The sequence below is a fragment of the Paractinoplanes aksuensis genome, from assembly GCF_024137025.1.
Taxonomy (GTDB): Bacteria; Actinomycetota; Actinomycetes; order Mycobacteriales; family Micromonosporaceae; genus Actinoplanes; species Actinoplanes aksuensis.
In genome coordinates this window covers 72541-95810 of sequence record NZ_JAMYJR010000039.1, presented here as the reverse complement: position 1 = coordinate 95810, position 23270 = coordinate 72541, and the positions used below count along the sequence as shown (strand labels likewise).

The following is a 23270-nucleotide window of genomic DNA, read 5'->3' as shown; positions in this document are numbered from 1 at the left end:
CGCCCGATAAGGCGATGGGGACTCTGTCGACTGCTCGTGCGCGTGCGGTCCTCGACGGACCGCACGCGCCTCACCGCATCAGGCGCCGGTGGCCTTCGCGATGATCTCCTTCGCGACGCTCTGCGGAACCTCGGCGTAGGAGTCGAACTGCATGCTGTAGCTGGCCCGGCCGGCCGTCTTCGACCGCAGGTCGCCGACGTAGCCGAACATCTCCGACAGCGGCACCAGAGCCTTGACGACGCGGGCGCCGGAGCGCTCCTCCATCGACTGGATGATGCCACGGCGGGAGTTGAGGTCGCCGATCACGTCGCCCATGTTGTCCTCGGGCGTGGTGACCTCGACGGACATCATCGGCTCGAGCAGCGCGGGGTCGGCCTTGCGGGCCGCTTCCTTCATCGCGATCGAGCCGGCGATCTTGAACGCCATCTCGGACGAGTCGACCTCGTGGTACTGACCGTCGACCAGCGTGAACTTCACGCCGACCAGCGGGTACCCGGCGAGGACGCCGTACTGCAGCGAGTCCTGCGCGCCCGCGTCCACCGAGGGGATGAACTCCTTGGGGATGCGACCGCCGGTCACCGCGTTGACGAACTCGTACGTGGGGCCGTCCGCATCGAGCGACAACGGCTCGACGGTGACGACGACCTTCGCGTACTGGCCCGAGCCACCGGTCTGCTTCTTGTGGACGTACGTGAGCTTCTCCACGCTGCCGCGGATCGTCTCGCGATACGCCACCTGCGGCTTACCGATGTTGGCCTCGACGTTGAACTCGCGGCGCATGCGGTCCACCAGGATGTCCAGGTGGAGCTCGCCCATGCCGGCGATGATCGTCTGGCCGGTCTCCTCGTCGTTGAAGACGCGGAAGGTCGGGTCTTCCTCGGCCAGGCGCTGGATCGCGGTGCCCAGCTTCTCCTGGTCCGACTTGGTCTTCGGCTCGATGGCGACCTGGATGACCGGCTCCGGGAACGTCATCGACTCGAGGACGACCTGGTTGGCCGGGTCGCTGAGCGTGTCACCGGTGGTGGTCTGCTTCAGACCCTGGACGGCGATGATGTCGCCGGCCTGCGCGGTGGCGCGCTCCTCACGCTTGTTCGCGTGCATCTGGTAGATCTTGCCGATCCGCTCCTTGCGGTCCTTGGTGGAGTTGACCACCTGGGAACCGGACTCGAGCGTGCCGGAGTAGACCCGGACGTACGTGAGCTTGCCGAGGTGCTTGTCGGTCTGGATCTTGAAGGCCAGACCGGAGAAGGGCTCGGAGTTCGACGGCTTGCGCAGCAGCGGCGTCTCGCCGTCGGTGGCAGTGCCCTCGATGGCCGGGATGTCCAGCGGCGACGGCAGGTAGTCGATCACGGCGTCGAGCATGGGCTGGACGCCCTTGTTCTTGAACGCCGAGCCGCACAGCACCGGGTTGGCCTTGCTGGCGATCGTGGCGCGCCGGATGGCGGCCTTGATCTCGTCGACCGACTGCTCCTCGCCCTCGAGGTACTTCTCCATGACCGCGTCGTCGACGTCGGCCAGGGTCTCGATCAGCTTCTCGCGCCACTCGTTCGCGGAGTCGACCAGGTCGGCCGGGATCTCCTCGATCGCGTAGTCCTCACCCTTCTGGGTCTCCCCACGCCAGGTGAGCGCGCGCATGTTGATCAGGTCGACGACACCGATGTGGTCGCCCTCGAGCCCGATCGGGATCTGGAGCACCAGCGGGGTGGCGTTGAGCCGGTCGATCATCATCTGCACGCAGCGGAAGAAGTCCGCGCCGGTCCGGTCGAGCTTGTTGACGAAGCACATCCGGGGGACGTTGTACTTGTCCGCCTGCCGCCACACGTTCTCGGTCTGCGGCTCCACGCCGGCCACACCGTCGTAGACCGCAACCGCACCGTCCAGCACCCGCAGCGACCGCTCCACCTCGACCGTGAAGTCGACGTGGCCGGGCGTGTCGATGATCTGGATCGTGTGGCCCTTCCACTCGCACTTGGTGGCGGCGGAAGTGATCGTGATACCGCGCTCCTGCTCCTGCTCCATCCAGTCCATGACGGCGCCGCCGTCGTGAACCTCACCGATCTTGTACGTGATACCGGTGTAGAAGAGGATTCGCTCGGTAGTCGTGGTCTTACCGGCATCGATGTGCGCCATGATGCCGATGTTGCGTACGTTGGCGAGCGCGTCTGCGGCGGCCACTTCAATCCCTACTTTTCTTCGTCGTCGTCTCGTGAACCGGTACGACTTGCGCTGCGGCCCGGCCGGAGCCGGGCCCACAGCAGCGGGGTCTTACCAGCGGTAGTGCGCGAAGGCCTTGTTGGACTCCGCCATCTTGTGGGTGTCCTCACGCCGCTTGACCGCAGCGCCGAGGCCGTTGCTGGCGTCGAGCAGCTCGTTCTGCAGGCGCTCGATCATGGTCTTCTCGCGGCGGGCCTTGGAGTACTGGACCAGCCAGCGCAGACCGAGGGTGGTCTGGCGCGGGGTGCGGACCTCGACCGGAACCTGGTAGGTCGCGCCACCGACACGGCGGCTGCGGACCTCGAGGGTCGGCTTGACGTTGTCCATGGCGCGCTTGAGGGTCACCACGGGGTCGGTGCCGCTCTTCTCGCGGGCACCCTCGAGGGCGCCGTACACGATGCGCTCAGCGAGCTGACGCTTGCCGCCGATCAGGATCTTGTTGATCAGCTGGGTGACCAGCGGCGAGTTGTAAACCGGGTCCGCGACCACTGGGTGGCGCGGAGCGGGGCCCTTACGAGGCATGTCAGCTCTTCTCCTTCTTCGCGCCGTAACGGCTGCGGGCCTGCTTGCGGTTGCGGACACCCTGGGTGTCCAGCGAACCACGGACGATCTTGTAGCGGACGCCGGGGAGGTCCTTCACACGGCCACCACGCACGAGCACGATCGAGTGCTCCTGCAGGTTGTGGCCGACGCCCGGGATGTACGCCGTCACCTCGATCTGGCTGCTGAGCTTCACACGAGCGACCTTGCGCAGCGCAGAGTTCGGCTTCTTGGGGGTGGTGGTGTACACGCGCGTGCACACGCCGCGCCGCTGAGGACTGCCTTTCAGCGCCGGCGTCTTGGTCTTGCTCGTCTTCGCCTGACGGCCCTTTCGGACCAGCTGCTGGATCGTGGGCACCGGGTTTCTCCGCTCCCTTCGGCCGCTTCCTAGGCGGCCGCACCGTCTTAGATATTCCTCTGTGCACCGTCTTCTCCCCGAACCCGGGGAGTTGTCCGGCCCCCGCGGTCGGGCGTGTCGCCCGGCTCACGGTCCCGCCGCGCGTTCGTCACGCGCACCGGGTCTTGTCTTGGTCGACACCCCTGGGGTGCCGGCTCGGCGCATCGCCGCCTCGTCGTCCTGGTCCTGCTGGAGCAGACCGACTCGGGCGCACGCACGAGTTGCCCGGGCAAGCCCGGGCACGAGGGGAAAGCCTACCTACCACAAGCACCCAGGTCAAAATGAGCACTGGGAGCGCGCGACGGATATCTCCGATACAAGTGTACCGGGTGCCTGATGGTGGCAACGCGCGGTGCCTGGATCCAGGCTCACACGGAAATTTGCAACACCAGGGTCAACGCGAGGGACAGCAGAGCAATTCCCGCACCGATCGAGCCGCATACGATTCCTGCCATACCCAGCCCGGCGCCGGTGAACCGCACCTGACCGGTCTGGCCGGACCGGCGGATCTGGCGGCGCGACACCACACCGATGGCCACCGCTCCCCCACCGGCGGCCACGCTGAGCAGTGTGAAGGCGCCGGCCACCCAGCCGCCCCAGCCCTCCGAGGCGCCGGCCAGGCCGAAGCAGACCACCAGCATCGACACCAGGATCGACCCGATGCCGGCCAGCAGGGAGCCGATGGCCAGGCCGGACGTGATCGGCTCGACCCGCAGCTGCACCAGCCCGAAGTCGGTGCCGGGCATGGCGTCGACCCGTTCCGGCTGCCACCGGCCCGAGGGCGGCGGTGGGGGCACCGCGGCGGGGTACTGCGCCGGTGGCTGGGGTGGGACGGTCATGAGAAGAGCATGTCACTCGTACGAGGGGGACGGCACCCCGCCTCAGTCGGTGCCCGGCGCGAAGTCGGGGCCACCGGGCGCTCCGGCCAGGTGCAACAGACCGGCGATGGACGCCACGACCAGCGAGGTGAGGGCCAGGACGATGCCCGCCCAGGCCAGCCGGCGGCCGCGGCGGACCCACACCGAGCCGGTCAGGTAGCCCTGGGAGTCGTACGCCTGGCGGGCCGTCTGCCGGGCCAGCATCAGGGCCACGGTGGCCGGAATCACACCGCCGATGAACGCGCCGGTCAGGAAGCCCGCCAGACCCAGCGCGAAAACCGCCCGCGCCTTCGACGAGGGCGCCGGATCCGGGTCCATCGGATGACGGGTGGGAACTGCGGCCGGAAGCGTCACGAGAACCATTCTAGAAAGGCCGAAGGGCGACCGCGCAGAACGCGGTCGCCCTTCGGCACTACAGACCCTTAGCGGTACGACCCGAAGTCGAAGTCGTCCAGCGGCACTGCCTGCCCGCTGGCCGGCCCGAAGCCGTAGTCGGTCTCGGGGTACCCGGTCATCGAGTACACCTTGGCCTTGGCCTCCTCGGTCGGCTCGACCCGGATGTTGCGGTACTTGGAGATACCGGTACCGGCCGGGATGAGCTTACCGATGATCACGTTCTCCTTGAGGCCGACGAGCGAGTCGCTGCGCGAGTTGATCGCCGCGTCGGTCAGCACCCGGGTGGTCTCCTGGAAGGAGGCCGCCGAGAGCCAGGAATCCGTGGCCAGCGAGGCCTTGGTGATACCCATGAGCACGGGACGACCGGCGGCGGGCTCGCCACCCTCGCCGACGAGCCGGCGGTTCTCCGACTCGAAGAGCGCCCGGTCGACCAGCACGCCCGGCAGGAACTCGGCCGCGCCGGAGTCGATGACCGTCACCCGCTTGAGCATCTGGCGGATGATGATCTCGATGTGCTTGTCGTGGATGAGCACACCCTGCGAGCGGTAGACCTCCTGGACCTCACTGGTCAGGTGGACCTGGACCGCCCGCGGACCCATGATCCGCAGAAGCTCGTGCGGGTCGATGGTGCCCTCGGTCAGCTTCTCGCCGACGCCGACGTGGTCGCCGTCGTGGGCCCGGAGCTTGACGCGCTTGGAGATCTTGTCGTAAACGATCTCCTCGCTGCCGTCGTCCGGCACCACGATGATCTTGCGCGACCGCTCGCCGTCCTCGATGCGGATGCGGCCCGGGGTGTCGGCGATGGGCGCCTTGCCCTTGGGCACGCGGGCCTCGAAGATCTCCTGCACACGGGGCAGACCCTGGGTGATGTCCTCACCCGCGACACCACCGGTGTGGAAGGTACGCATCGTCAGCTGGGTACCCGGCTCACCGATGGACTGGGCGGCGATGATGCCGACCGCCTCACCGATGTCCACGCCCTTGCCGGTCGGCAGCGAACGGCCGTAGCAGGCCGCGCACACGCCGAGCTTCGACTCACAGGTCAGCACCGAGCGCACCCGGACGTTCTCGACACCGGCCGCGACGAGCTTGTCGACCAGGATCGAGTTGAGGTCCGAGCCGCGGGCGACGACCAGGTTGCCGTTGGCGTCCTTGATGTCGTCGGCCAGCGTACGGGCGTGCACACCGGTCTCGGCGTGGACGTGCACGACCAGCGTGCCGTCGGCCTCGCGCTCGCCCACCTGCATCGGGATCGCGCGGTCGGTGCCGCAGTCCTCCTCGCGGATGATGACGTCCTGCGAGACATCCACCAGACGACGGGTCAGGTAACCCGAGTCGGCGGTACGCAGCGCGGTGTCGGCCAGACCCTTACGAGCACCGTGGGTGGAGATGAAGTACTCCAGCACGGTCAGACCCTCGCGGTACGACGAGGTGATCGGGCGCGGGATGATCTCGCCCTTGGGGTTGGCCACCAGACCACGGATCGCGGCGATCTGCCGGAGCTGGAGGAGGTTACCGCGAGCGCCGGAGTTGATCATCACCCAGAGCGGGTTCTCCTGCGGCAGCGCGGTCTCCATCTCCTTGGAGATCTCGTTGGTCGCCTTGGTCCAGATCTCGATGAGCTCGCCGCGACGCTCCTCGGCGGTCATCAGACCACGCTGGTACTGCTTGTCGATGCGGTCGGCCTCGACCTGATAGCGGGCCAGGATCTCCGGCTTGCGCGGAGGACCGATGACGTCGCCCATGCCGATCGTCACACCGGACCAGGTGGCCCAGTGGAAGCCGGCCTCCTTGAGCGCGTCCAGGGTCGCCGCGAGGGCGACCTTGGGGAAGCGCTCGGCGAGGTCGTTGACGATCGCCGACAGCTGACCCTTGCGGATCTCGTAGTTCACGAAGCGGTAGCCCGGGGGCAGCGTCTCGTTGAAGATGACCCGGCCCAGGGTGGTCTCGACGAGCAGCGGCTCGCCCTCGGTCCAGTCCTCGGGCGCGTTCCAGGCCGCGGCCTTGGCGCCGTTGTCGACCCCGATGACCTCGCGCAGCCGGATCTTCACCGGCGCCTGCAGGTGCAGCTCGCCGTTGTCGAAGGCCATCCGCGCCTCGGCGTCCGAGCTGAACACCCGTCCCTCGCCCTTGGTGCCGGGCACCTCGTGGGTCAGGTGGTACAGCCCGATGACCATGTCCTGGGTCGGCATGGTGACCGGCTTGCCGTCGGCCGGCTTGAGGATGTTGTTCGACGAGAGCATCAGGATCCGGGCCTCGGCCTGGGCCTCGGCCGACAGCGGCACGTGGACCGCCATCTGGTCACCGTCGAAGTCGGCGTTGAACGCCGTACACACGAGCGGGTGGATCTGGATCGCCTTGCCCTCGACCAGCTGCGGCTCGAAGGCCTGGATGCCCAGGCGGTGCAGGGTCGGCGCGCGGTTCAGCAGCACCGGGTGCTCGCTGATGACCTCTTCGAGGACGTCCCACACGACCGGCCGCTGACGCTCGACCATGCGCTTGGCCGACTTGATGTTCTGCGCGTGGTTCAGGTCGACCAGACGCTTCATCACGAACGGCTTGAACAGCTCCAGCGCCATCTGCTTGGGCAGACCGCACTGGTGCAGCTTCAGGCGCGGGCCGACGACGATGACCGAACGGCCGGAGTAGTCGACGCGCTTGCCGAGCAGGTTCTGACGGAACCGGCCCTGCTTGCCCTTGAGCATGTCGGACAACGACTTGAGCGGGCGGTTACCCGGACCGGTCACCGGCCGGCCACGACGGCCGTTGTCGAACAGCGCGTCGACGGCCTCCTGGAGCATCCGCTTCTCGTTGTTCACGATGATCTCGGGCGCACCCAGATCGATCAGACGCTTGAGACGGTTGTTCCGGTTGATGACGCGGCGGTACAGGTCGTTCAGGTCGCTGGTCGCGAAGCGGCCACCGTCGAGCTGCACCATCGGGCGCAGGTCCGGCGGGATGACCGGGACGCAGTCGAGCACCATGCCGAGCGGCGAGTTCCGGGTGTTCAGGAACGCGGCGACGACCTTGAGGCGCTTGAGCGCACGGATCTTGCGCTGGCCCTTACCGGTGCGAATGATCTCGCGCAGGTTCTCGGCCTCGGCGTCCAGGTCCATGTTCTGCAGCAGAGCCTTGATGGCCTCGGCGCCCATGCCACCGGTGAAGTACTCACCGAAGCGGTCCCGCAGCTCGCGGTAGAGCAGCTCGTCGGTGACCAGCTGCTTGGAGTCGAGCTTGCGGAAGGTGTCGAGCACCTCGTCGAGGCGGTCGATCTCGCGCTGGGCCTTGTCCCGGATCTGGCGCATCTCGCGCTCGCCGGCTTCCTTGACCTTGCGGCGCACGTCGGCCTTGGCGCCCTCGGCCTCGAGCTCGGACAGGTCCTGCTCGAGCTTCGCCGCGCGCTTCTCGATCTCCGAGTCGCGGCTGTTCTCCGACTGGCGCTTCTCGGCGAAGATCTCGTTCTCGATGGTCGAGAGGTCGCGGTGACGCGCTTCGGCGTCCACGCTCGTCACGACGTACGAGGCGAAGTAGATGATCTTCTCGAGGTCCTTGGGAGCCAGGTCGAGCAGGTAGCCCAGCCGGCTCGGCACACCCTTGAAGTACCAGATGTGCGTGACCGACGCGGCCAGCTCGATGTGACCCATGCGCTCACGGCGGACCTTGGACCGGGTCACCTCGACGCCGCAGCGCTCACAGATGATGCCCTTGAACCGGACCCGCTTGTATTTGCCGCAGTAGCACTCCCAGTCCCGCTGAGGACCGAAGATCTTCTCGCAGAAGAGTCCGTCCTTCTCGGGCTTCAGGGTGCGGTAGTTGATCGTCTCGGGCTTCTTGACCTCGCCGTGCGACCACTGCCGGATGTCGTCAGCGGTAGCAAGGCCGATGCGCAACTCGTCGAAGAAGTTGACGTCGAGCACTTGGACTATCCCTCGTGTTTCGTTGCTCGGGTGAATTCAAGGCCGGCGGGGGCGTCCCCGGTCCCAGTTGCCTGAGACCGGGGACGCTTCCGTCAGATCTCTTCGACGCTGCTGACGCCCTCGTTCGGGCGCCGGGACAGGTCGATGCCGAGTTCCTCCGCGGCCCGGAAGACCTCGTCGTCGGTCTCGCGCATCTCGAGGGCCACACCGTCGCTGGAGAGCACCTCAACGTTCAGGCACAGCGACTGGAGCTCCTTGAGAAGCACCTTGAACGACTCCGGGATTCCCGGCTCCGGGATGTTCTCGCCCTTGACGATGGCCTCGTAGACCTTCACGCGGCCCAGGACGTCGTCGGACTTGATGGTCAGCAGTTCCTGCAGCGCGTAGGCGGCGCCGTAGGCCTGCATGGCCCAGCACTCCATCTCGCCGAACCGCTGGCCACCGAACTGCGCCTTACCACCCAGCGGCTGCTGCGTGATCATCGAGTACGGGCCGGTCGACCGAGCGTGAATCTTGTCGTCGACCAGGTGGTTCAGCTTCAGGATGTAGACGTACCCGACCGAGATCGGGTCCGGCAGCGGCTCGCCGGAGCGGCCGTCGAACAGCTGCGCCTTGCCGTCACCGTTGACCAGCCGCTTACCGTCGCGGTTGACCAGCGTCGACTCGAGGAGGCCCTTGATCTCCTCTTCCTGCGCACCATCGAAGACGGGGGTCGCGACGTTCGAGTCCGCGACGGACTCGTGCGCCTCGATCGCGCGCAGCTGGCGCTTCCACTCGGCGTCGTCGCCCTCGACCTCCCAGCCGGTCTTGGCGATCCACCCGAGGTGGGTCTCCAGAACCTGGCCGATGTTCATGCGCGAGGGCACACCGAGCGGGTTGAGCACGATGTCGACGGGGGTGCCGTCCTCGAGGAACGGCATGTCCTCGACGGGCAGGATCTTGGAGATGACGCCCTTGTTGCCGTGGCGGCCCGCGAGCTTGTCACCGTCCTGGATCTTGCGCTTCTGGGCCACGTACACCCGGACCAGCTCGTTCACGCCGGGGGGCAGCTCGTCGCCGTCCTCCCGCGAGAACGTGCGGACACCGATGACCGTGCCGGTCTCACCGTGCGGCACCTTCAGCGAAGTGTCCCGGACCTCCCGGGCCTTCTCACCGAAGATCGCGCGGAGCAGGCGCTCCTCCGGGGTCAGTTCGGTCTCGCCCTTGGGCGTGACCTTGCCGACCAGGATGTCGCCGGGAACGACCTCGGCGCCGATCCGGATGATGCCGCGCTCGTCGAGGTCGGCGAGCATTTCCTCGCTGACGTTCGGGATGTCGCGGGTGATCTCTTCCGGGCCGAGCTTGGTGTCCCGGGCGTCGACCTCGTGCTCCTCGATGTGGATCGAGGTGAGGACGTCCTGCTGGACGAGGCGTTGCGACAGGATGATCGCGTCCTCGTAGTTGTGACCCTCCCAGCACATGAACGCGACGAGCAGGTTGCGGCCGAGGGCCATCTCCCCCTCGTCGGTGCACGGGCCGTCGGCGATGACCTGGCCGGCCTCGACCCGGTCACCCTCGAAGACGACCGGCTTCTGGTTGACGCAGGAGCCGGCGTTGGAGCGACGGAACTTGTGCAGCAGGTACGTACGGCGGTGACCGTCGTCCTGGTGCACCGTCACGTAGTCGGCGCACAGGTCCTCGACCACGCCACCGACCTCGGCGACGACCACGTCACCGGCGTCGACCGCGGCGCGGTACTCCATGCCGGTGCCGACCAGCGGAGCCTCGGCCTTGACCAGCGGCACGGCCTGACGCTGCATGTTCGCGCCCATCAGGGCCCGGTTGGCGTCGTCGTGCTCGAGGAACGGGATCATCGCGGTCGCGACCGAGGTCATCTGACGCGGCGACACGTCCATGTAGTCGACCTCGGTGCCGGGCACGTAGTCGACCTCACCGCCCTTACGGCGGACCAGGACGCGATCGTCGGCGAAGGTGCCGTCGCTCTTCAGCGTGGCGTTCGCCTGCGCCTTGATGTACCGGTCTTCCTCGTCCGCGGTCAGGTAGTTGACGTCGTCGGTGACGACGCCGTTCTCGACCTTCCGGTACGGCGTCTCGATGAAGCCGAACGGGTTGACGCGGGCGAAGGTCGACAGAGCGCCGATCAGGCCGATGTTCGGGCCCTCGGGCGTCTCGATCGGGCACATCCGGCCGTAGTGCGACGGGTGCACGTCACGGACCTCGAAGCCGGCCCGCTCACGCGACAGGCCACCGGGGCCCAGCGCCGAGAGGCGGCGACGGTGGGTCAGACCAGCCAGCGGGTTGGTCTGGTCCATGAACTGCGAGAGCTGCGAGGTGCCGAAGAACTCCTTGATCGCCGCCACCACGGGACGGATGTTGATCAGGGTCTGCGGCGTGATCGCCTCGACGTCCTGGGTCGTCATGCGCTCGCGGACGACGCGCTCCATCCGGGACAGGCCCACGCGGACCTGGTTCTGGATGAGCTCGCCCACGGTGCGCAGACGGCGGTTGCCGAAGTGGTCGATGTCGTCGGCCTCGTAGCCCTCCTCACCGGCGTGCAGCCGGGCGAGGTAGTCCACGGTCTTGACGATGTCTTCCTCGGTCAGCGTGCCCCGGACGATCGGGACGTCGATCTCGAGCTTCTTGTTGAACTTGTACCGGCCGACCTTGGCTACGTCATACCGCTTCGGGTTGAAGAAGAGGTTGTCGAGCAGGGTCTGCGCGTTCTCCCGGGTCGGGGGCTCGCCAGGGCGCAGCTTCCGGTAGATGTCGAGTAGGGCCTCATCCTGACCGGCGATGTGGTCCTTCTCGAGGGTGGTCATGATCAGTTCGGACCAGCCGAACCGCTCACGGATCTGGTCGGCGGACCAGCCGATCGCCTTGAGCAGGACGGTGACGGCCTGCCGGCGCTTGCGGTCGATACGCACACCGACCGTGTCGCGCTTGTCGATGTCGAACTCCAGCCAGGCGCCCCGGCTGGGAATGACCTTGACGCTGGACAGGTCGCGGTCGGAGGTCTTGTCCGGCTCCTTGGTGAAGTACACGCCCGGCGACCGGACGAGCTGGCTCACCACGACGCGCTCGGTGCCGTTGATGACGAACGTCCCCTTGGGGGTCATCATCGGGAAGTCGCCCATGAACACGGTCTGGCTCTTGATCTCGCCAGTCGTGTTGTTGGTGAACTCCGCGGTCACGAACAGCGGTGCGCAGTAAGTCAGGTCCTTCTCCTTGCACTCCTCGATCGAGGCCTTGACCTCGTCGAATCGCGGAGCCGAGAAGGACAGCGACATGGTGCCGGAGAAGTCCTCAATGGGACTGATCTCTTCGAGGATCTCTGCGAGGCCCGAGTGGGCATGCGGGTCGTCCGTCGACCGGGCCTGCCAAGCCTCGTTCCCGACCAGCCAGTCGAAGGACTCCGTCTGGAGGGCGAGGAGGTTGGGGACCTCAAGTTGCTCGGTGATCCTGCCGAAAGAGACACGGCGGGGTGCGTAAGCGCTCGACGTACGGCTGGTCTTCGCAGGGCGGGAAGCTGCCAAGATGCGTCCTTCCGAGGACCGGTGCTGCTGATGCGGCTGCAGCTGCGGTATGCAACTGTCTGCGTGCACTCCAACGAGCCCCCAGGAATTCATCCGGATGGATGTCCTAGCAGGGCTCAAGACAGAAGGCAGCGCAAACTAGCAGTGTAGCCGCTCGGCTAACCGCTGTCCAGCCCACACCTGAGGGCGCCTGCGGAACGTGTCCCCGATGGCCTCTGACCTGCGCCTTAATGGCCAGGGCCAAACTCACGGGGCCGCTCGGAACGCGGCAACTCTCCCTCGGTGCCCCCGCCGCGAGTGACCGGTGGAACCGGCTTACCCACGGGGTGGCTGTCGCAAGCGCGGAAACTTGCTGCTGTCAGCGTGCCTGTCAGCGGACACACAGTCAAGGGCTGCGAGGCGGGTCAGCCCCGCGCCGCCCACTCCCCGGCGCGTCCTAGCGACCATACTCCACGGCTTGCCCGATTGGACCCGCTTTGTGCGTCGGCCGTCCGACAGCCGGCCAGAACGCCCTGACCAGGTGCTTTCAGGGAAATATACAAATGGCGAGGACCCGTACACGGGTCCTCGCCATTCGCAAGAGAATGCAGTGGAGCGTTAGATCACTTGAGGGTGACCTTGGCGCCTTCACCCTCGAGCTTGGCCTTGGCGGCCTCGGCCTTCTCCTTGTTGACACCCTCGAGGATCGCCTTGGGGGCGGACTCGACGGCGTCCTTGGCCTCCTTGAGGCCCAGGCCGGTCAGCTCACGCACGACCTTGATGACCTGGATCTTCTTGCCGCCGTCGCCCTCGAGGACGACGTCGAAGGAGTCCTGCTCCGCAGCGGCCTCGGCCGGGGCAGCAGCGCCACCGGCGGCGGCGACGGCAACGGGAGCGGCCGCGGTGACCTCGAAGGTCTCCTCGAACTGCTTCACGAACTCCGACAGCTCGATGAGCGTCATTTCCTTGAACGCGTCGAGCAGCTCGTCGGTGCTGAGCTTCGCCATGTCTGGCAACCTTTCCTAGCTTCTGATGAAAAAGTCGTGCTGGTGCGCGGTGGCTCAGGCCTCCGCGGGACCGTCCTTCTCGCGCTTCTCCTGAAGAGCGGCCGCGAGGCGCGCCACCTGCGACAGCGGGGCCTGGAACAGACCCGCAGCCTTGGTCAGGTTGCCCTTCATGGCGCCGGCCAGCTTGGCCAGCAGAACCTCACGCGACTCGAGGTCAGCGATCTTGTTGACGTCGGCCGCCGAGATCGCCTTGCCCTCGAACACACCGCCCTTGATCTGCAGGGCGGGGTTGGCCTTGGCGAAAGCCCGCAGGCTCTTGGCCGCCTCGACCGGGTCGCCGTTGATGAAGGCGAGCGCGGTAGGACCGGTGAACAGCGTGTCGAGGCCTTCGATGCCAGCATCGGTGGCTGCGCGCTTGGCCAGCGTGTTCTTCGACACCGCGTACTTGGTGTCGCCGCCCAGCGAACGCCGCAGCTCGGTGAGCTGCTTGACCGTGAGACCGCGGTACTCGGTCAGCACGGTGGCCGACGAGTTACGGAAGTTGTCCGTCAGCGCAGCGATGGCAGTGGCCTTGTCGGCCCGGACCGGCTTGTCCGCCATGTCCCTCCTCTCTCAGTGCTCGAACCACTGGTCGAGCTCGAAGGAGGGGCCGCAATGAGAAACGCCCCGGCGCAGGGCGCACGGGGCGGAGCAGAACCTTGGCGCGAACAATCGCGCGGCCTGATCACGAACCGTTCTCCCCTGCGCGGGTCGCCCGCATCGGCGGGACCTTCGACCGCGGCGCTCGTCTGACGACGGCACCGCGATGACCAGCGGTCTGTGGGTGGAACTTCGAGAAGCAACTGTACGCGACCGGGCATCGACCGCCAAATCAGGTGCGCAAGCGGCGCAGGCGGGCGTACGTGCCGAACGCGACCACGGCCCAGAGCACGGCCCAGCCGATGAGCACAGCCAGGGTGGCGGCGGGCGGCGGGGTGGCGTCGTTGAGGGCCCGGGCCGTGGCCATGACCGGTGGGACGAGCCACGGGGCGAACGAGCCCTGCAGGCCCAGGACGACGACCAGGATGACGGCGGTGACCAGCACCGCGATGCCGTTGCGGACGCCGCGGGTGATGGCCCGGCTGGCCAGCGCGCCGAGCGCCACGGCCGGCGGCACGGCGAGAACGTGGGCCAGGAGGCCGAGCAGGACGCCGCTGACGACCGCTTTGTCGGTCTCGATGCCGCGGAACAACCACGGGGCGACCATGGCCAGGGCGCAGACGAGCAGCGCGAGCAGAGTGGCGGCCGACACACCGGCCAGCGCCTCGCGGCGGCCACCCACGGCCACCCGGGCCAGGCGGCGCTGCCCGTCGGGCTCGGTGTCGAGCAGCAGCTTCGACTGCCACGCCAGCACCGGGAACAGGGCCGCCGCGGAGTACCCGTAGGCGACGGCGGCCGGTGACGCTCCCCCGCCGTAGATGACCCCGAGCACGATCAGCACGGCGATGGCCGGGGCCAGGATGCGCCCGCCCCGCAGAAAGCCGGCCAGCCGCATCCGGACCAGCGCACTCATCGGCCCACCAGCCGTTCCACGCTGACGAACCGCTCCGCCCTCAGGGACCACTCCGCCCTCAGGGGCCGCTCCGCGCCTACGGGCCATTCTGATCTCATGAGCCGGCGCCGCCCTCTCGGCCGCTGGAAGCACCCGGGGTGATAGTCAACCCAGGCCCGGAACTGGCCTGGTGCGGTTGTGGGGCGGCGACGTCGCGTACGTCCAAGATCTGATGCCCTTCGGCTTTGAGCCTGGCCACCGCCTGGGGTGCCTCGGCCCGCCGGACCTTGACCTCGATGATCACCTCGCCGGTGGGCGGCGCAGCCGGCGCTCTCGCGACGAGCGCGTCGGACACCTGCCAGTGGATTGCCTTCGGCAAGTTGTCGATCTCCCCGCGGTGGTCGCTGACCAGGACCATTCCCCCGCTCGCCGTCACCTCGGCAACGATCTCGGGGATCAGGGTGCGAGCGACCGAGTCCAATCCTTCCCAGGGCTCGTCGAGGATCAGCAAACCGGGCCGTGCGATCAGAGCCTGGGCCAAGCCGACCTTCTGGGCAGTGCCCTTGGACAAATCAGACAGCCGGGTTCCCGTGTGCTCGGTCAGCAGGAGCCGCTCGATCCAATCGCCGGCTTTGACGCCTCGAAGAGCGGCCATGCGGTGGAGATAGTCGCCGGCGGTGAAGGGCTGATCGGCCGGGAAGCGCTCGGGAACCCAGCCCACGACGGGCGGACGCTCCTTGATCAGGCCGCGCGAAGGGCGCAGGACACCGGCGGCCAATTGCAGCAGCGTCGACTTGCCGGCGCCGTTGCGACCGAGCACCACCACCGTGTCGCCCGGCTCGACGGACGCCTCCACCTCGCGCAGAGTCCAGTCGGTGCGCCGGCCGTACCGAAACCACACCCCGTCGAAACGCACCACGGAAGACTGCCACAGAAAAGCCCCCGGGGATGTCCCCCGAGGGCTGTTCAGAAGGTGCTGTTGAGGACTACCCCTCGGTGTTGCCGGAGAGGCCCTTGACCACGTTCGGGTCAACCGGCACGCCGGGGCCCATGGTGGTGGTGACGACAACCTTGCGGAGGTACTTGCCCTTGGCCGCGGACGGCTTGGAGCGGAGCACCTCGTCGAGCACGGCGCCGTAGTTCTCCACCAGCTGCTGCTCGGAGAACGAGGCCTTGCCGATGATCAGGTGCAGGTTGGAGTGCTTGTCGACGCGGAAGGTGATCTTTCCGCCCTTGATCTCGTTGATCGCCTTGGTGACGTCCATGGTCACCGTGCCGGTCTTCGGGTTGGGCATGAGACCACGCGGGCCGAGGATGCGGGCGATACGACCGATCTTGGCCATCTGGTCGGGGGTGGCGATCGCGGCGTCGAAGTCGAGCCAGCCGCCCTGGATGCGGGCCACGAGCTCGTCGGTGCCGACCTCGTCGGCGCCGGCCGCCACGGCCTCTTCAGCCTTGGCGCCCTGGGCGAAGACGATCACGCGGGCGGTCTTGCCGGTGCCGTGGGGCAGGTTGACCGTGCCGCGGACCATCTGGTCGGCCTTGCGGGGGTCGACGCCCAGGCGCATCGCGACCTCGACGGTCGAGTCGAACTTGGTGGTGCTGGCGTCCTTGGCCAGCTTGACCGCCTCGGCCGGCTCGTAGAGCTTGTTCTGGTCGATCGTCTCGGCACCCTTGCGGTAGCCCTTGCTGCGCTGCATGTTCACTTACTCCTGTGGTAGATGGCGGGCCCGCCCTTTCGCGAGCCCTCCCACTGACTGCTGTATTACAGGGTCAGATCTTGGCGACCTGGTTGAAGTTCAGCTCCACCGGCGTCTCACGGCCGAAGATGGAGACCAGAACCTTCAACTTCTGCTGGTCGGCGTTGATTTCCGAGATGGAGGCCGGCAGCGAGGCGAACGCGCCGTCGGTGACCGTGACCGAGTCGCCGACCTCGAAGTCGAGGACCTTGACCTCGGGCTTGGCCTTCTTCTCCTCCTGCTCGACGGCGGGTGCGAGCCACTTCAGCACCTCGTCGAGCGAGAGGGGGGCGGGACGGTCGACCCGGTCGGTCGCACCCACGAAGCCGGTCACACCAGGCGTGTTACGCACGCAGGAGTACGACTCGGGGCTCAGATCCATCCGGACCAGGATGTAGCCCGGGAAGACCTTGTTGTTGACCTGGAGGCGCTTGCCGTTCTTGACCTCGACCTCTTCGCGGGTCGGGACCTCGACCTGGAAGATGAAATCCTCCATGTCGAGGCTGGTGATGCGGGTCTCGAGGTTGGTCTTGACCTTGTTCTCGTAGCCCGCGTAGGAGTGCACCACGTACCAGTCGCCGGGGGCGTAGCGCAGCTTCTGCCGCAGCTCCTGCACCGGGTCGAAGTCCTCGTCCACCTCAGCGGCGGCGGCCTCGGGGACAGCCTCGTCGGCGGTCTCGGACTCAGCGGCCTCGACCGACTCGTCGTTTTCCGCCGTGGCCACGGACGACTGCTCGTCGACGGCCTGCGCGGTCTCGTCGTCGTACTCAGGCACGCTCGCTCACTTCCAGATCAGTCTTGCTCAAAAGCGGGGTCAGCCGCCGAAGGCCCAGAGGATGACCTTGCCCAGGCCGAGGTCGAGAAGGCCGACGATCGTGGTCATGACCGCCACGAAGACGATCACGATCGTCGTGTAGGTCAGGAGCTCCTTGCGGGTCGGCCAGATGACCTTACGCAGCTCGCTGACGACCTCACGGAAGAAACCACCGATGCGGCCGAAGAAGCCGGAGCGGCGGACCTCTTTCTTGGGCTTGGCCGAACGCTCGGCGACGGCGGTGCCGCCGCGGCCTACCGGCTCGGCGTCGTCGTCAGCGGCGTCCTTGTCGTCGTCGACGACATCGTCGCTGAACACCTCGTCGTCGGCCGGGTCGCCGGCGTCACCGGGTCGGTTCCTCTCGGCCATGGCGCCCTACTTCCGTCATCGATGGAGATGGGGGTCCCCCGTCGGCGCTCGGGGCCGGGGCGCGGGGATGGTGACCGCGCACCGGGCGGGCACGTCTAGGAGGTTTGCGCAGGGGTGACAGGACTTGAACCTGCAGCCTGCGGTTTTGGAGACCGCTGCTCTGCCAATTGAGCTACACCCCTGTGCGAGGCTCGAACACCCCTGAGGCAGCGTGCCTCAGAGGGGTCATTGCCCCACGGCGCACCAGTGTACGGGTTCACACCGGCCTTGCCCAACCCGGGCTCGCTTCAGCGTTTCCGCACGGTCGCCTGAGCCAGGCTGAGAACCTTCTCGCCCTGGCAGGTGGCGGTCAGCACCAGCTTGGTCAGGCCCTCGTCGGTGGTCTCTTTCACCGTGGCCGTGACGACGACCTCGGTGCCCTCGTCGGTGTCGGGCACCGGGACCGGGCGCGAGAACCGCACGCTGTATTCCACGACCGCGTCGGCGGCGCCGGCCCAGGCGGTGACGGCCCGGCCGACCAGCGCCATGGTGAACATGCCGTGGGCGATCACGCCGGGCAGCCCGACCCCGGTAGCGACCCGGTCGCTCCAGTGGATCGGGTTGAAGTCGCCCGAGGCGCCCGCGTAGCGCACCAGGTCGGCCCGGGTGACCCGGAACGTCTGCGGCTCGAGTGTGTCGCTCATGTCAGTGCTCCCCTCGCTGCACGAGCTTGGACCAGACCGTCACGACCGGCTCGCCGGCCACGGTCGAGACCTCGGTGCGGGTGGTCAGGAAGTCGTGCCCGCCCCGCGAGGTGATCTCGTCGACCGAGTTGACGCAGACCAGCTCGTCGCCGGCCACGACCGGGCGGGTGTAGGCGAACCGCTGGTCGCCGTGCACGACGCGGCTGTAGTCGAGACCGAGCGCCGGGTCTTCGACGATCTGCCGGCTGGCCGCCATCGTGATCACGACGGGGAAGGTGGGCGGGGCCACCACGTCGGCGTGGCCGAGGGCCCGGGCCGCGGCCGGATCGTGATACTCGGCGTCGGTGGCGCCGATCGCGCGAGCGAACTCGCGGATCTTCTCGCGGCCGACCTGGTACGGCTCGGTGGCCGGCCAGCTGCGGCCGACAAAAGACTGGTCGAGGGGCATCCCCACAACCTACTGGAGCCGGAGACGACTCTGCGCCGCCCGGTTGGACCGGACGGCGCAGGGTGAAAGCTCGAGGGGTGTGTCAGCGGGTCTCGCGGTGAAGCGTGTGACGGCCGTCGCGCGGGCAGAACTTCTTCAGCTCGACGCGGTCGGGGTCGTTACGACGGTTCTTCCGGGTGATGTAGTTCCGCTCCTTGCACTCCGTACAAGCCAGGGTGATCTTCGGACGGACGTCGGTCGCCTTGGCCACGACGGGTTGCCTTCCTGCTAACGGGAAATCTTAACGACGCTCCAGATTACGCCCTGGGAGCGCCGACATGCAAAGTGGGACCCCGGGTGGGATCCCTCGTTACCAGTAGCGGTGGCCGGACTTGAACCGGCGACACAGCGATTATGAGCCGCTTGCTCTGCCATCTGAGCTACACCGCCAGAGCCAGGATCAAGTCCAGCGCCTGAGGCGGGAACGAACCCGGTAGAGCCCCCTTACGGAATCGAACCGTAGACCTTCTCCTTACCATGGAGACGCTCTGCCGACTGAGCTAAGGGGGCTTGCGCCTGCTCGCGATCGCTCGCTTGCCGCGCAGACGAAAGCTTACACGGCCCGCCTCCGGGGGTGAAATCGACTCCCCGAAACCCGTGTCGCTGCTGGTCAGATGACCGCGCGGAGCCGGCGGACCTCACCCGTCTCGGTGGTCGCGGGCTCGGTCTGGGCGTTGAACCAGGCCTCCAGCCGCTCGTACGGCAGGGGGCGGCTGAACAGGTAGCCCTGGCCGATCTCGCAGCCCATCTCTTCGAGCAGGTCGAGGGTCAGCTCGCTCTCGACGCCCTCGGCCACCACGGTGAGACCGAACTCACGGGCCAGGCTGATCACCGCGCGGACGATGGCCAGGTCGCCGGTGTCGGTCGCCATGCCCTGCACGAAGCTGTCGTCGATCTTCACCTCGTGCACCGGCCACTGACGCAGATAGGACAGCGAGGAGGCGCCGGTGCCGAAGTCGTCGACGCTGAGCCGCACCCCGAGGTCGCGCAGGCGGTAGAGGGTGGGCAGCACCCGCTCGATGTCGCCGAGCATGCCGGGCTCGGAGATCTCGAAGGTCACCTGGGCCGCGGCCACGCCGTAGTGCTCGAGCAGGCCGGCCACCTGGTCGGGGAAGCGGGAGTCGAGCAGGGTGCGGACCGAGAGGTTGACCGCGATCGAGAGCGGGCGCTCCTGGTCGGCCCACTCGCGGCAGCGCCGCAGGCCCTCGGTCAGCACCACCTCGGTCAGGCGGGAGAGCTGGCCGGTGTGCTCGGCGACCGCGATGAAGTCTTCCGGCAGCACCTCGCCCTGGGCCGGGTGTTGCCAGCGGGCCAGGCACTCGACGCCGACCAGGTGCCGGTCGGTCAGCGTGACCTTGGGCTGGAAGTAGACGTCGAGGGCACCGGTGTCGAGCGCGGTGCGCAGGTCGGCCGCGATGCCCAGGCGCCGGACGGCGCGGGACTCGAGCGCGGGGTGGAAGAGCTGCACACCGTACGGAAGGACCTTGGCCGCATTGGCCGCGAGCTCGGCCCGCTGCAGCAGGGTCTCGGGGTCGCCGCCGTGGTCGGGATAGACCGACACGCCGACCGCGGTGTCGACGTCGAGGGTGAGCGTGCCGACCGTCATCGGGCCGCGCAGCTGCTCCCGCATCTCGGTGGCCAGCTGCACGGTCGCGTCCGTGCTCTCGGCGCGCAGGGTGACCACGAACTCGTCGCCGCCGATCCGGCCGACCAGGGCGCCCGGGCCGGCGATGGCCCGCAGCCGGCTCGCCACCTCGGCCAGCAGCTTGTCGCCGGCGGCGTGGCCCATGGACTCGTTGACGTCGCGCTGGCCGTCGACGTCGAACAGCAGCACCGCGACCACTTCGTCCTCGGCCCGCACCTTGACCGACTCGGCCAGCGCGTCGGTCAGTCGCCGGCGGTTGGGCAGGCTGGTCAGGCGGTCGTGGTAGGCGTCGTAGCGCAGCCGCTCGACCAGCCTCGAGTTCTCGACCGCGGCGGTGGCGTGGGCCGCGATGGTCTCGAGCACCTGCACGTCGGCGCCCCGGAACGTGCGGGGGTCCCCGAGCCGGTTGATCACCTCGAGCGTGCCGACCGTGGTGTGCCCCGAGCGCAACGGCACGATGACGGCATCTTTGATCTTGTTGGCGCGAAGCGCCTTGCGCACGTCCGGATGGTCGTCGAACCGTGGCCCGATGGCGATCGTGCCGCCGGCGGCGAGCGCCCGCTCCCGGATCGAGGGGGGCGTCGGCGAGATGTCGAGCAGGCCCTGATTCTCGACCCGGGCCGTGAGCAGCACCTCGGGGTGCCTTTCCTGGGGCGCGAGCCAGAGCGTCGCGTACTCGGAACTCATCAGCGCCCGGACCCGGCCGAGCAGCACGTCGGGCAGACCCGCGTCGGCGCTGACCTCACGCACGGCCTTGGTGAGCTCGTAGACGTCGGCCAAAGTGCGGTGCTGGCGGAAGAACTTGGCGAACGACTGCAGCATGAGGATGAGCGCGGCGGTGAGCAGCGCCAGCAGCACGACGGACCACCAGGTCGCCTCGAGGGCGACCAGGAACAGAAGACCGATGACGATACTGATGCCGGCGAGGACCAGGGCCGGAACGGCCCCGCGCAAAACGTCCTGACCAGCGCGGATGCCCTGCACGACGCTCAGCACGCCGGCCGTGCCGAGCAGGTCGGCCAGAGTGTTGACGACCAGCGCGCCGGCGATGATCAGCCAGGTCACCGGGCCGGCGTCGGTCATCTCGGGCAGGACGGCGATCACCAGGGCGGCCAGCGCGACGGCGGCGGTGTGCTTGGCGACGTTGAACCACAGTTTGGTCGGCGTGAACGCCGGCGACCGCAGGAACTGGGTGATGATCGTGCCCAGGGCCACGACACAGATGACCATGGCCGGCGGCAGGTAATAGAGCGCCAGGACGAGGGGAACCTCGATCAGCACGACGCTGTAGGTGCTGCTTCGGATGACGACGTTGAAGACGCCGATCCGGACCAGACAGACACCGGCCAGAGCCAGCAGGCCCACCTGCCAGGAATCGAACCAGTCACGGTCGGCCAGGGCGAGGCCCGCGAAACAAGCGATCGCGAATACGGCGAGCGGGCCGGTGAGAAGCCACGCATACTCGTGGGAACGCGGCCGTGCTGCTGTCCGCTCGGCCATCACGCTCCTCGTCGATCGACTCGCTCAGTCAGTCAAAGCGCGCGGAGGCCCGATGGCTGCCGAGCGACCTGCCTCACTCCCAGTCAGTTCCCTGGCTCGAGAGCTGGACCTGGGCCGAGGCACGGTTGGTGTCACCGGCATCAGCATGGGCAGCTCCGGCGCCACCGAAGACGACGGAGAGCACAAAAACGAAGCCGGCAATTCGACCCAGCTTCTTTGCGAACATGTTTGACTCCTGCGTTCGTTACGCGCTCCGGGTGGGGGGTTCCATGATGGTGCCACACGCGTTGTGCGACTGGGAGTGTCCATCGGCGGGTCGAAACCGCGCATTCCGAAATCCTGACCGAACGGTTGAGTTCGCTCCCCCACGCGTGAGCGCAGAATTGACGACTTTATGCCCGAAATAATGGGAGAAGTGAGGGCAATTCGCGTGCCGTCAAGGCCTCTCGACGATCTTCTCCCCGAGCTACAACGCACGACAGGGCGCCGAAGTCGCGGCAGGCCGGTCGGTGGACCCCGCGGGGCGTCCATGACCGGCCTGATCCCGTGCGTCAGAGCTGTCTGTTCACCGGCCGGCTGCGGCCCCTCGGCCGGAACCGGACCAGCGCCACGCCGGCCACCAGGATCGCCAGCACGGTGATCGTGACGGAGACGGCGCCCTGACCGATGCCCGTGGCGACCACCACGAGCCCCAGGGCCGTGCCGAACAGAAAGTGGTAGAAACCGGCGTCCCGCACCGAACGGAACGTTCGCGCGGTCGGCTCCGGGGCCCGGCCGGTCACCAGGATGACCAGGCCGTACAGGGCCAGCACGGCCCCGGCCACCCCACCCGCCAGCATGGTCCAGTCACTGGTGCTCATGCACCCAGTCTGTGCCCCCGGCGGCGCCGGTCAGCGGTAATTGGTGAACTGGAGCGCGACGCCGAAGTCCTCGGCCTTGAGCAGGGCGATCACGGCCTGCAGGTCGTCCCGCTTCTTGCCGGTCACGCGCAGCTGGTCGCCCTGGATCTGGGCCTGCACACCCTTGGGGCCCTCGTCGCGGATCTTCTTGCTGATCGCCTTGGCCTTGTCGGTCTCGATGCCCTCGACGACCTTGCAGTCGATCTTGTAGGTCTTGCCCGACTGCCGGGGCTCCCCCGCGTCCAGGGACTTCAGCGAGATGTTCCGCTTGACCAGCTTCTCCTTGAAGACGTCGAGCGCGGCGACGGCCCGCTCCTCGGTCTCGGAGGTGATGGTGATGCCGTTCTCGCCCGACTTGGCGACCGAGGTGCCGGTGCCCCGGAAGTCGAACCGGGTGCCGAGCTCTTTTTCCGCCTGGTGGAAAGCGTTGTCCACCTCCTGCTGGTCGACCTTGCTCACGATGTCGAAGGACGGGCTCGCTGCCATGATCAGAACTCCTGCGATGGTGGCTCTCGTCGATGGGGGCGGAGGCCGGTGACCGGGCTCCGACATGCCGACCGTACCCGGTTGCGAAACCGCCGCGCGGTACGGCTAAGCTGTTCTCCGCTGCCACGGGAAGCCGTGGTGGTGTGCCCAGGCGGGTTGCCCGAGCGGCCAATGGGAGCGGACTGTAAATCCGTCGCGAAAGCTACAGAGGTTCGAATCCTCTACCCGCCACAGGCAAAGGAACGGCCCCGGAATT

At 67.6% G+C, this 23270-nt stretch carries 21 protein-coding genes and 4 tRNA genes; 1 reads left to right on the top strand and 24 read right to left on the bottom strand.

Translation table 11 applies throughout. The annotated features are described in order from the left end of the window. Nucleotides 1-78 precede the first annotated feature (78 nt). The 24 genes from fusA to M1L60_RS34310 form a co-directional block, all read right to left on the bottom strand. Nucleotides 79-2175 carry an elongation factor G gene (gene fusA, locus M1L60_RS34425; protein ID WP_308208581.1) on the bottom strand — a complete coding sequence of 699 codons (2097 nt, stop codon included), beginning with the start codon at nt 2173-2175 and terminating at the stop codon, nt 79-81. Between the two features lie 90 nt (nt 2176-2265). Continuing rightward, the gene (gene rpsG, locus M1L60_RS34420; RefSeq protein WP_127499794.1) at nt 2266-2736 is read right to left on the bottom strand and encodes a 30S ribosomal protein S7; all 471 of its coding nucleotides are present in this window, start codon (nt 2734-2736) and stop codon (nt 2266-2268) included. A gap of 1 nt (nt 2737) precedes the next feature. Continuing rightward, nucleotides 2738-3112, bottom strand: coding sequence for a 30S ribosomal protein S12 (gene rpsL, locus M1L60_RS34415; RefSeq protein WP_014440718.1), 375 nt, complete (start codon nt 3110-3112; stop codon nt 2738-2740). Nucleotides 3113-3519: 407 nt separating this feature from the next. Further along, nucleotides 3520-3990: a hypothetical protein gene (locus M1L60_RS34410; protein ID WP_253241741.1), complete on the bottom strand. Its 471-nt coding sequence runs from the start codon at nt 3988-3990 to the stop codon at nt 3520-3522. A gap of 42 nt (nt 3991-4032) precedes the next feature. After that, nucleotides 4033-4392 carry a hypothetical protein gene (locus tag M1L60_RS34405; protein ID WP_253241740.1) on the bottom strand — a complete coding sequence of 120 codons (360 nt, stop codon included), beginning with the start codon at nt 4390-4392 and terminating at the stop codon, nt 4033-4035. Between the two features lie 59 nt (nt 4393-4451). Next, nucleotides 4452-8342, bottom strand: a complete 3891-nt coding sequence (locus M1L60_RS34400; RefSeq protein WP_253241739.1) for a DNA-directed RNA polymerase subunit beta' — start codon at nt 8340-8342, stop codon at nt 4452-4454. A 92-nt stretch (nt 8343-8434) separates the two neighbouring features. Then, on the bottom strand, nt 8435-11875 hold the full coding sequence (gene rpoB / locus M1L60_RS34395; protein ID WP_253241738.1) for a DNA-directed RNA polymerase subunit beta: 3441 nt from the start codon (nt 11873-11875) through the stop codon (nt 8435-8437). 602 nt (nt 11876-12477) lie between these two features. Continuing rightward, entirely contained in the window at nt 12478-12861 is a 384-nt protein-coding gene (gene rplL, locus M1L60_RS34390) for a 50S ribosomal protein L7/L12 (RefSeq protein WP_253241737.1), read from the bottom strand. Between the two features lie 54 nt (nt 12862-12915). Continuing rightward, nucleotides 12916-13461, bottom strand: a complete 546-nt coding sequence (gene rplJ / locus M1L60_RS34385) for a 50S ribosomal protein L10 (protein WP_253241736.1) — start codon at nt 13459-13461, stop codon at nt 12916-12918. Nucleotides 13462-13732: 271 nt separating this feature from the next. After that, nucleotides 13733-14413, bottom strand: coding sequence for a hypothetical protein (locus M1L60_RS34380; RefSeq protein ID WP_253241735.1), 681 nt, complete (start codon nt 14411-14413; stop codon nt 13733-13735). 94 nt (nt 14414-14507) lie between these two features. Then, nucleotides 14508-15311 (bottom strand): ATP-binding cassette domain-containing protein, encoded by an 804-nt coding sequence (locus M1L60_RS34375; RefSeq protein WP_253241734.1) that lies wholly within the window; start codon nt 15309-15311, stop codon nt 14508-14510. A gap of 67 nt (nt 15312-15378) precedes the next feature. Continuing rightward, nucleotides 15379-16092 carry a 50S ribosomal protein L1 gene (rplA, locus tag M1L60_RS34370; protein WP_253241733.1) on the bottom strand — a complete coding sequence of 238 codons (714 nt, stop codon included), beginning with the start codon at nt 16090-16092 and terminating at the stop codon, nt 15379-15381. A 73-nt stretch (nt 16093-16165) separates the two neighbouring features. Further along, the gene (gene nusG / locus M1L60_RS34365) at nt 16166-16906 is read right to left on the bottom strand and encodes a transcription termination/antitermination protein NusG (protein ID WP_253241732.1); all 741 of its coding nucleotides are present in this window, start codon (nt 16904-16906) and stop codon (nt 16166-16168) included. A 39-nt stretch (nt 16907-16945) separates the two neighbouring features. Continuing rightward, on the bottom strand, nt 16946-17314 hold the full coding sequence (gene secE / locus M1L60_RS34360) for a preprotein translocase subunit SecE (RefSeq protein WP_253241731.1): 369 nt from the start codon (nt 17312-17314) through the stop codon (nt 16946-16948). Nucleotides 17315-17423: 109 nt separating this feature from the next. After that, nucleotides 17424-17496 (bottom strand) — tRNA-Trp (locus M1L60_RS34355). 105 nt (nt 17497-17601) lie between these two features. Further along, nucleotides 17602-17997: a MaoC family dehydratase gene (locus tag M1L60_RS34350; RefSeq protein WP_253241730.1), complete on the bottom strand. Its 396-nt coding sequence runs from the start codon at nt 17995-17997 to the stop codon at nt 17602-17604. Between the two features lies 1 nt (nt 17998). Next, nucleotides 17999-18445 (bottom strand): MaoC family dehydratase N-terminal domain-containing protein, encoded by a 447-nt coding sequence (locus tag M1L60_RS34345; RefSeq protein WP_253241729.1) that lies wholly within the window; start codon nt 18443-18445, stop codon nt 17999-18001. Nucleotides 18446-18527: 82 nt separating this feature from the next. Beyond that, nucleotides 18528-18695 carry a 50S ribosomal protein L33 gene (gene rpmG, locus M1L60_RS34340; RefSeq protein WP_203803251.1) on the bottom strand — a complete coding sequence of 56 codons (168 nt, stop codon included), beginning with the start codon at nt 18693-18695 and terminating at the stop codon, nt 18528-18530. Between the two features lie 106 nt (nt 18696-18801). Beyond that, a tRNA-Met gene (locus M1L60_RS34335) sits at nt 18802-18874 on the bottom strand. A gap of 47 nt (nt 18875-18921) precedes the next feature. After that, nucleotides 18922-18994, bottom strand: a tRNA-Thr gene (locus M1L60_RS34330). 100 nt (nt 18995-19094) lie between these two features. Continuing rightward, on the bottom strand, nt 19095-21629 hold the full coding sequence (locus M1L60_RS34325) for a putative bifunctional diguanylate cyclase/phosphodiesterase (RefSeq protein WP_253241728.1): 2535 nt from the start codon (nt 21627-21629) through the stop codon (nt 19095-19097). Between the two features lie 73 nt (nt 21630-21702). After that, nucleotides 21703-21855, bottom strand: coding sequence for a hypothetical protein (locus M1L60_RS34320; RefSeq protein ID WP_253241727.1), 153 nt, complete (start codon nt 21853-21855; stop codon nt 21703-21705). A gap of 325 nt (nt 21856-22180) precedes the next feature. Next, nucleotides 22181-22489 (bottom strand): hypothetical protein, encoded by a 309-nt coding sequence (locus tag M1L60_RS34315; RefSeq protein ID WP_253241726.1) that lies wholly within the window; start codon nt 22487-22489, stop codon nt 22181-22183. Nucleotides 22490-22519: 30 nt separating this feature from the next. Further along, entirely contained in the window at nt 22520-23014 is a 495-nt protein-coding gene (locus tag M1L60_RS34310) for a YajQ family cyclic di-GMP-binding protein (protein ID WP_253241725.1), read from the bottom strand. 150 nt (nt 23015-23164) lie between these two features. Here M1L60_RS34310 and M1L60_RS34305 point away from each other — a divergent pair. Next, nucleotides 23165-23245 (top strand) — tRNA-Tyr (locus tag M1L60_RS34305). The last annotated feature ends 25 nt before the right edge of the window (nt 23246-23270 follow it).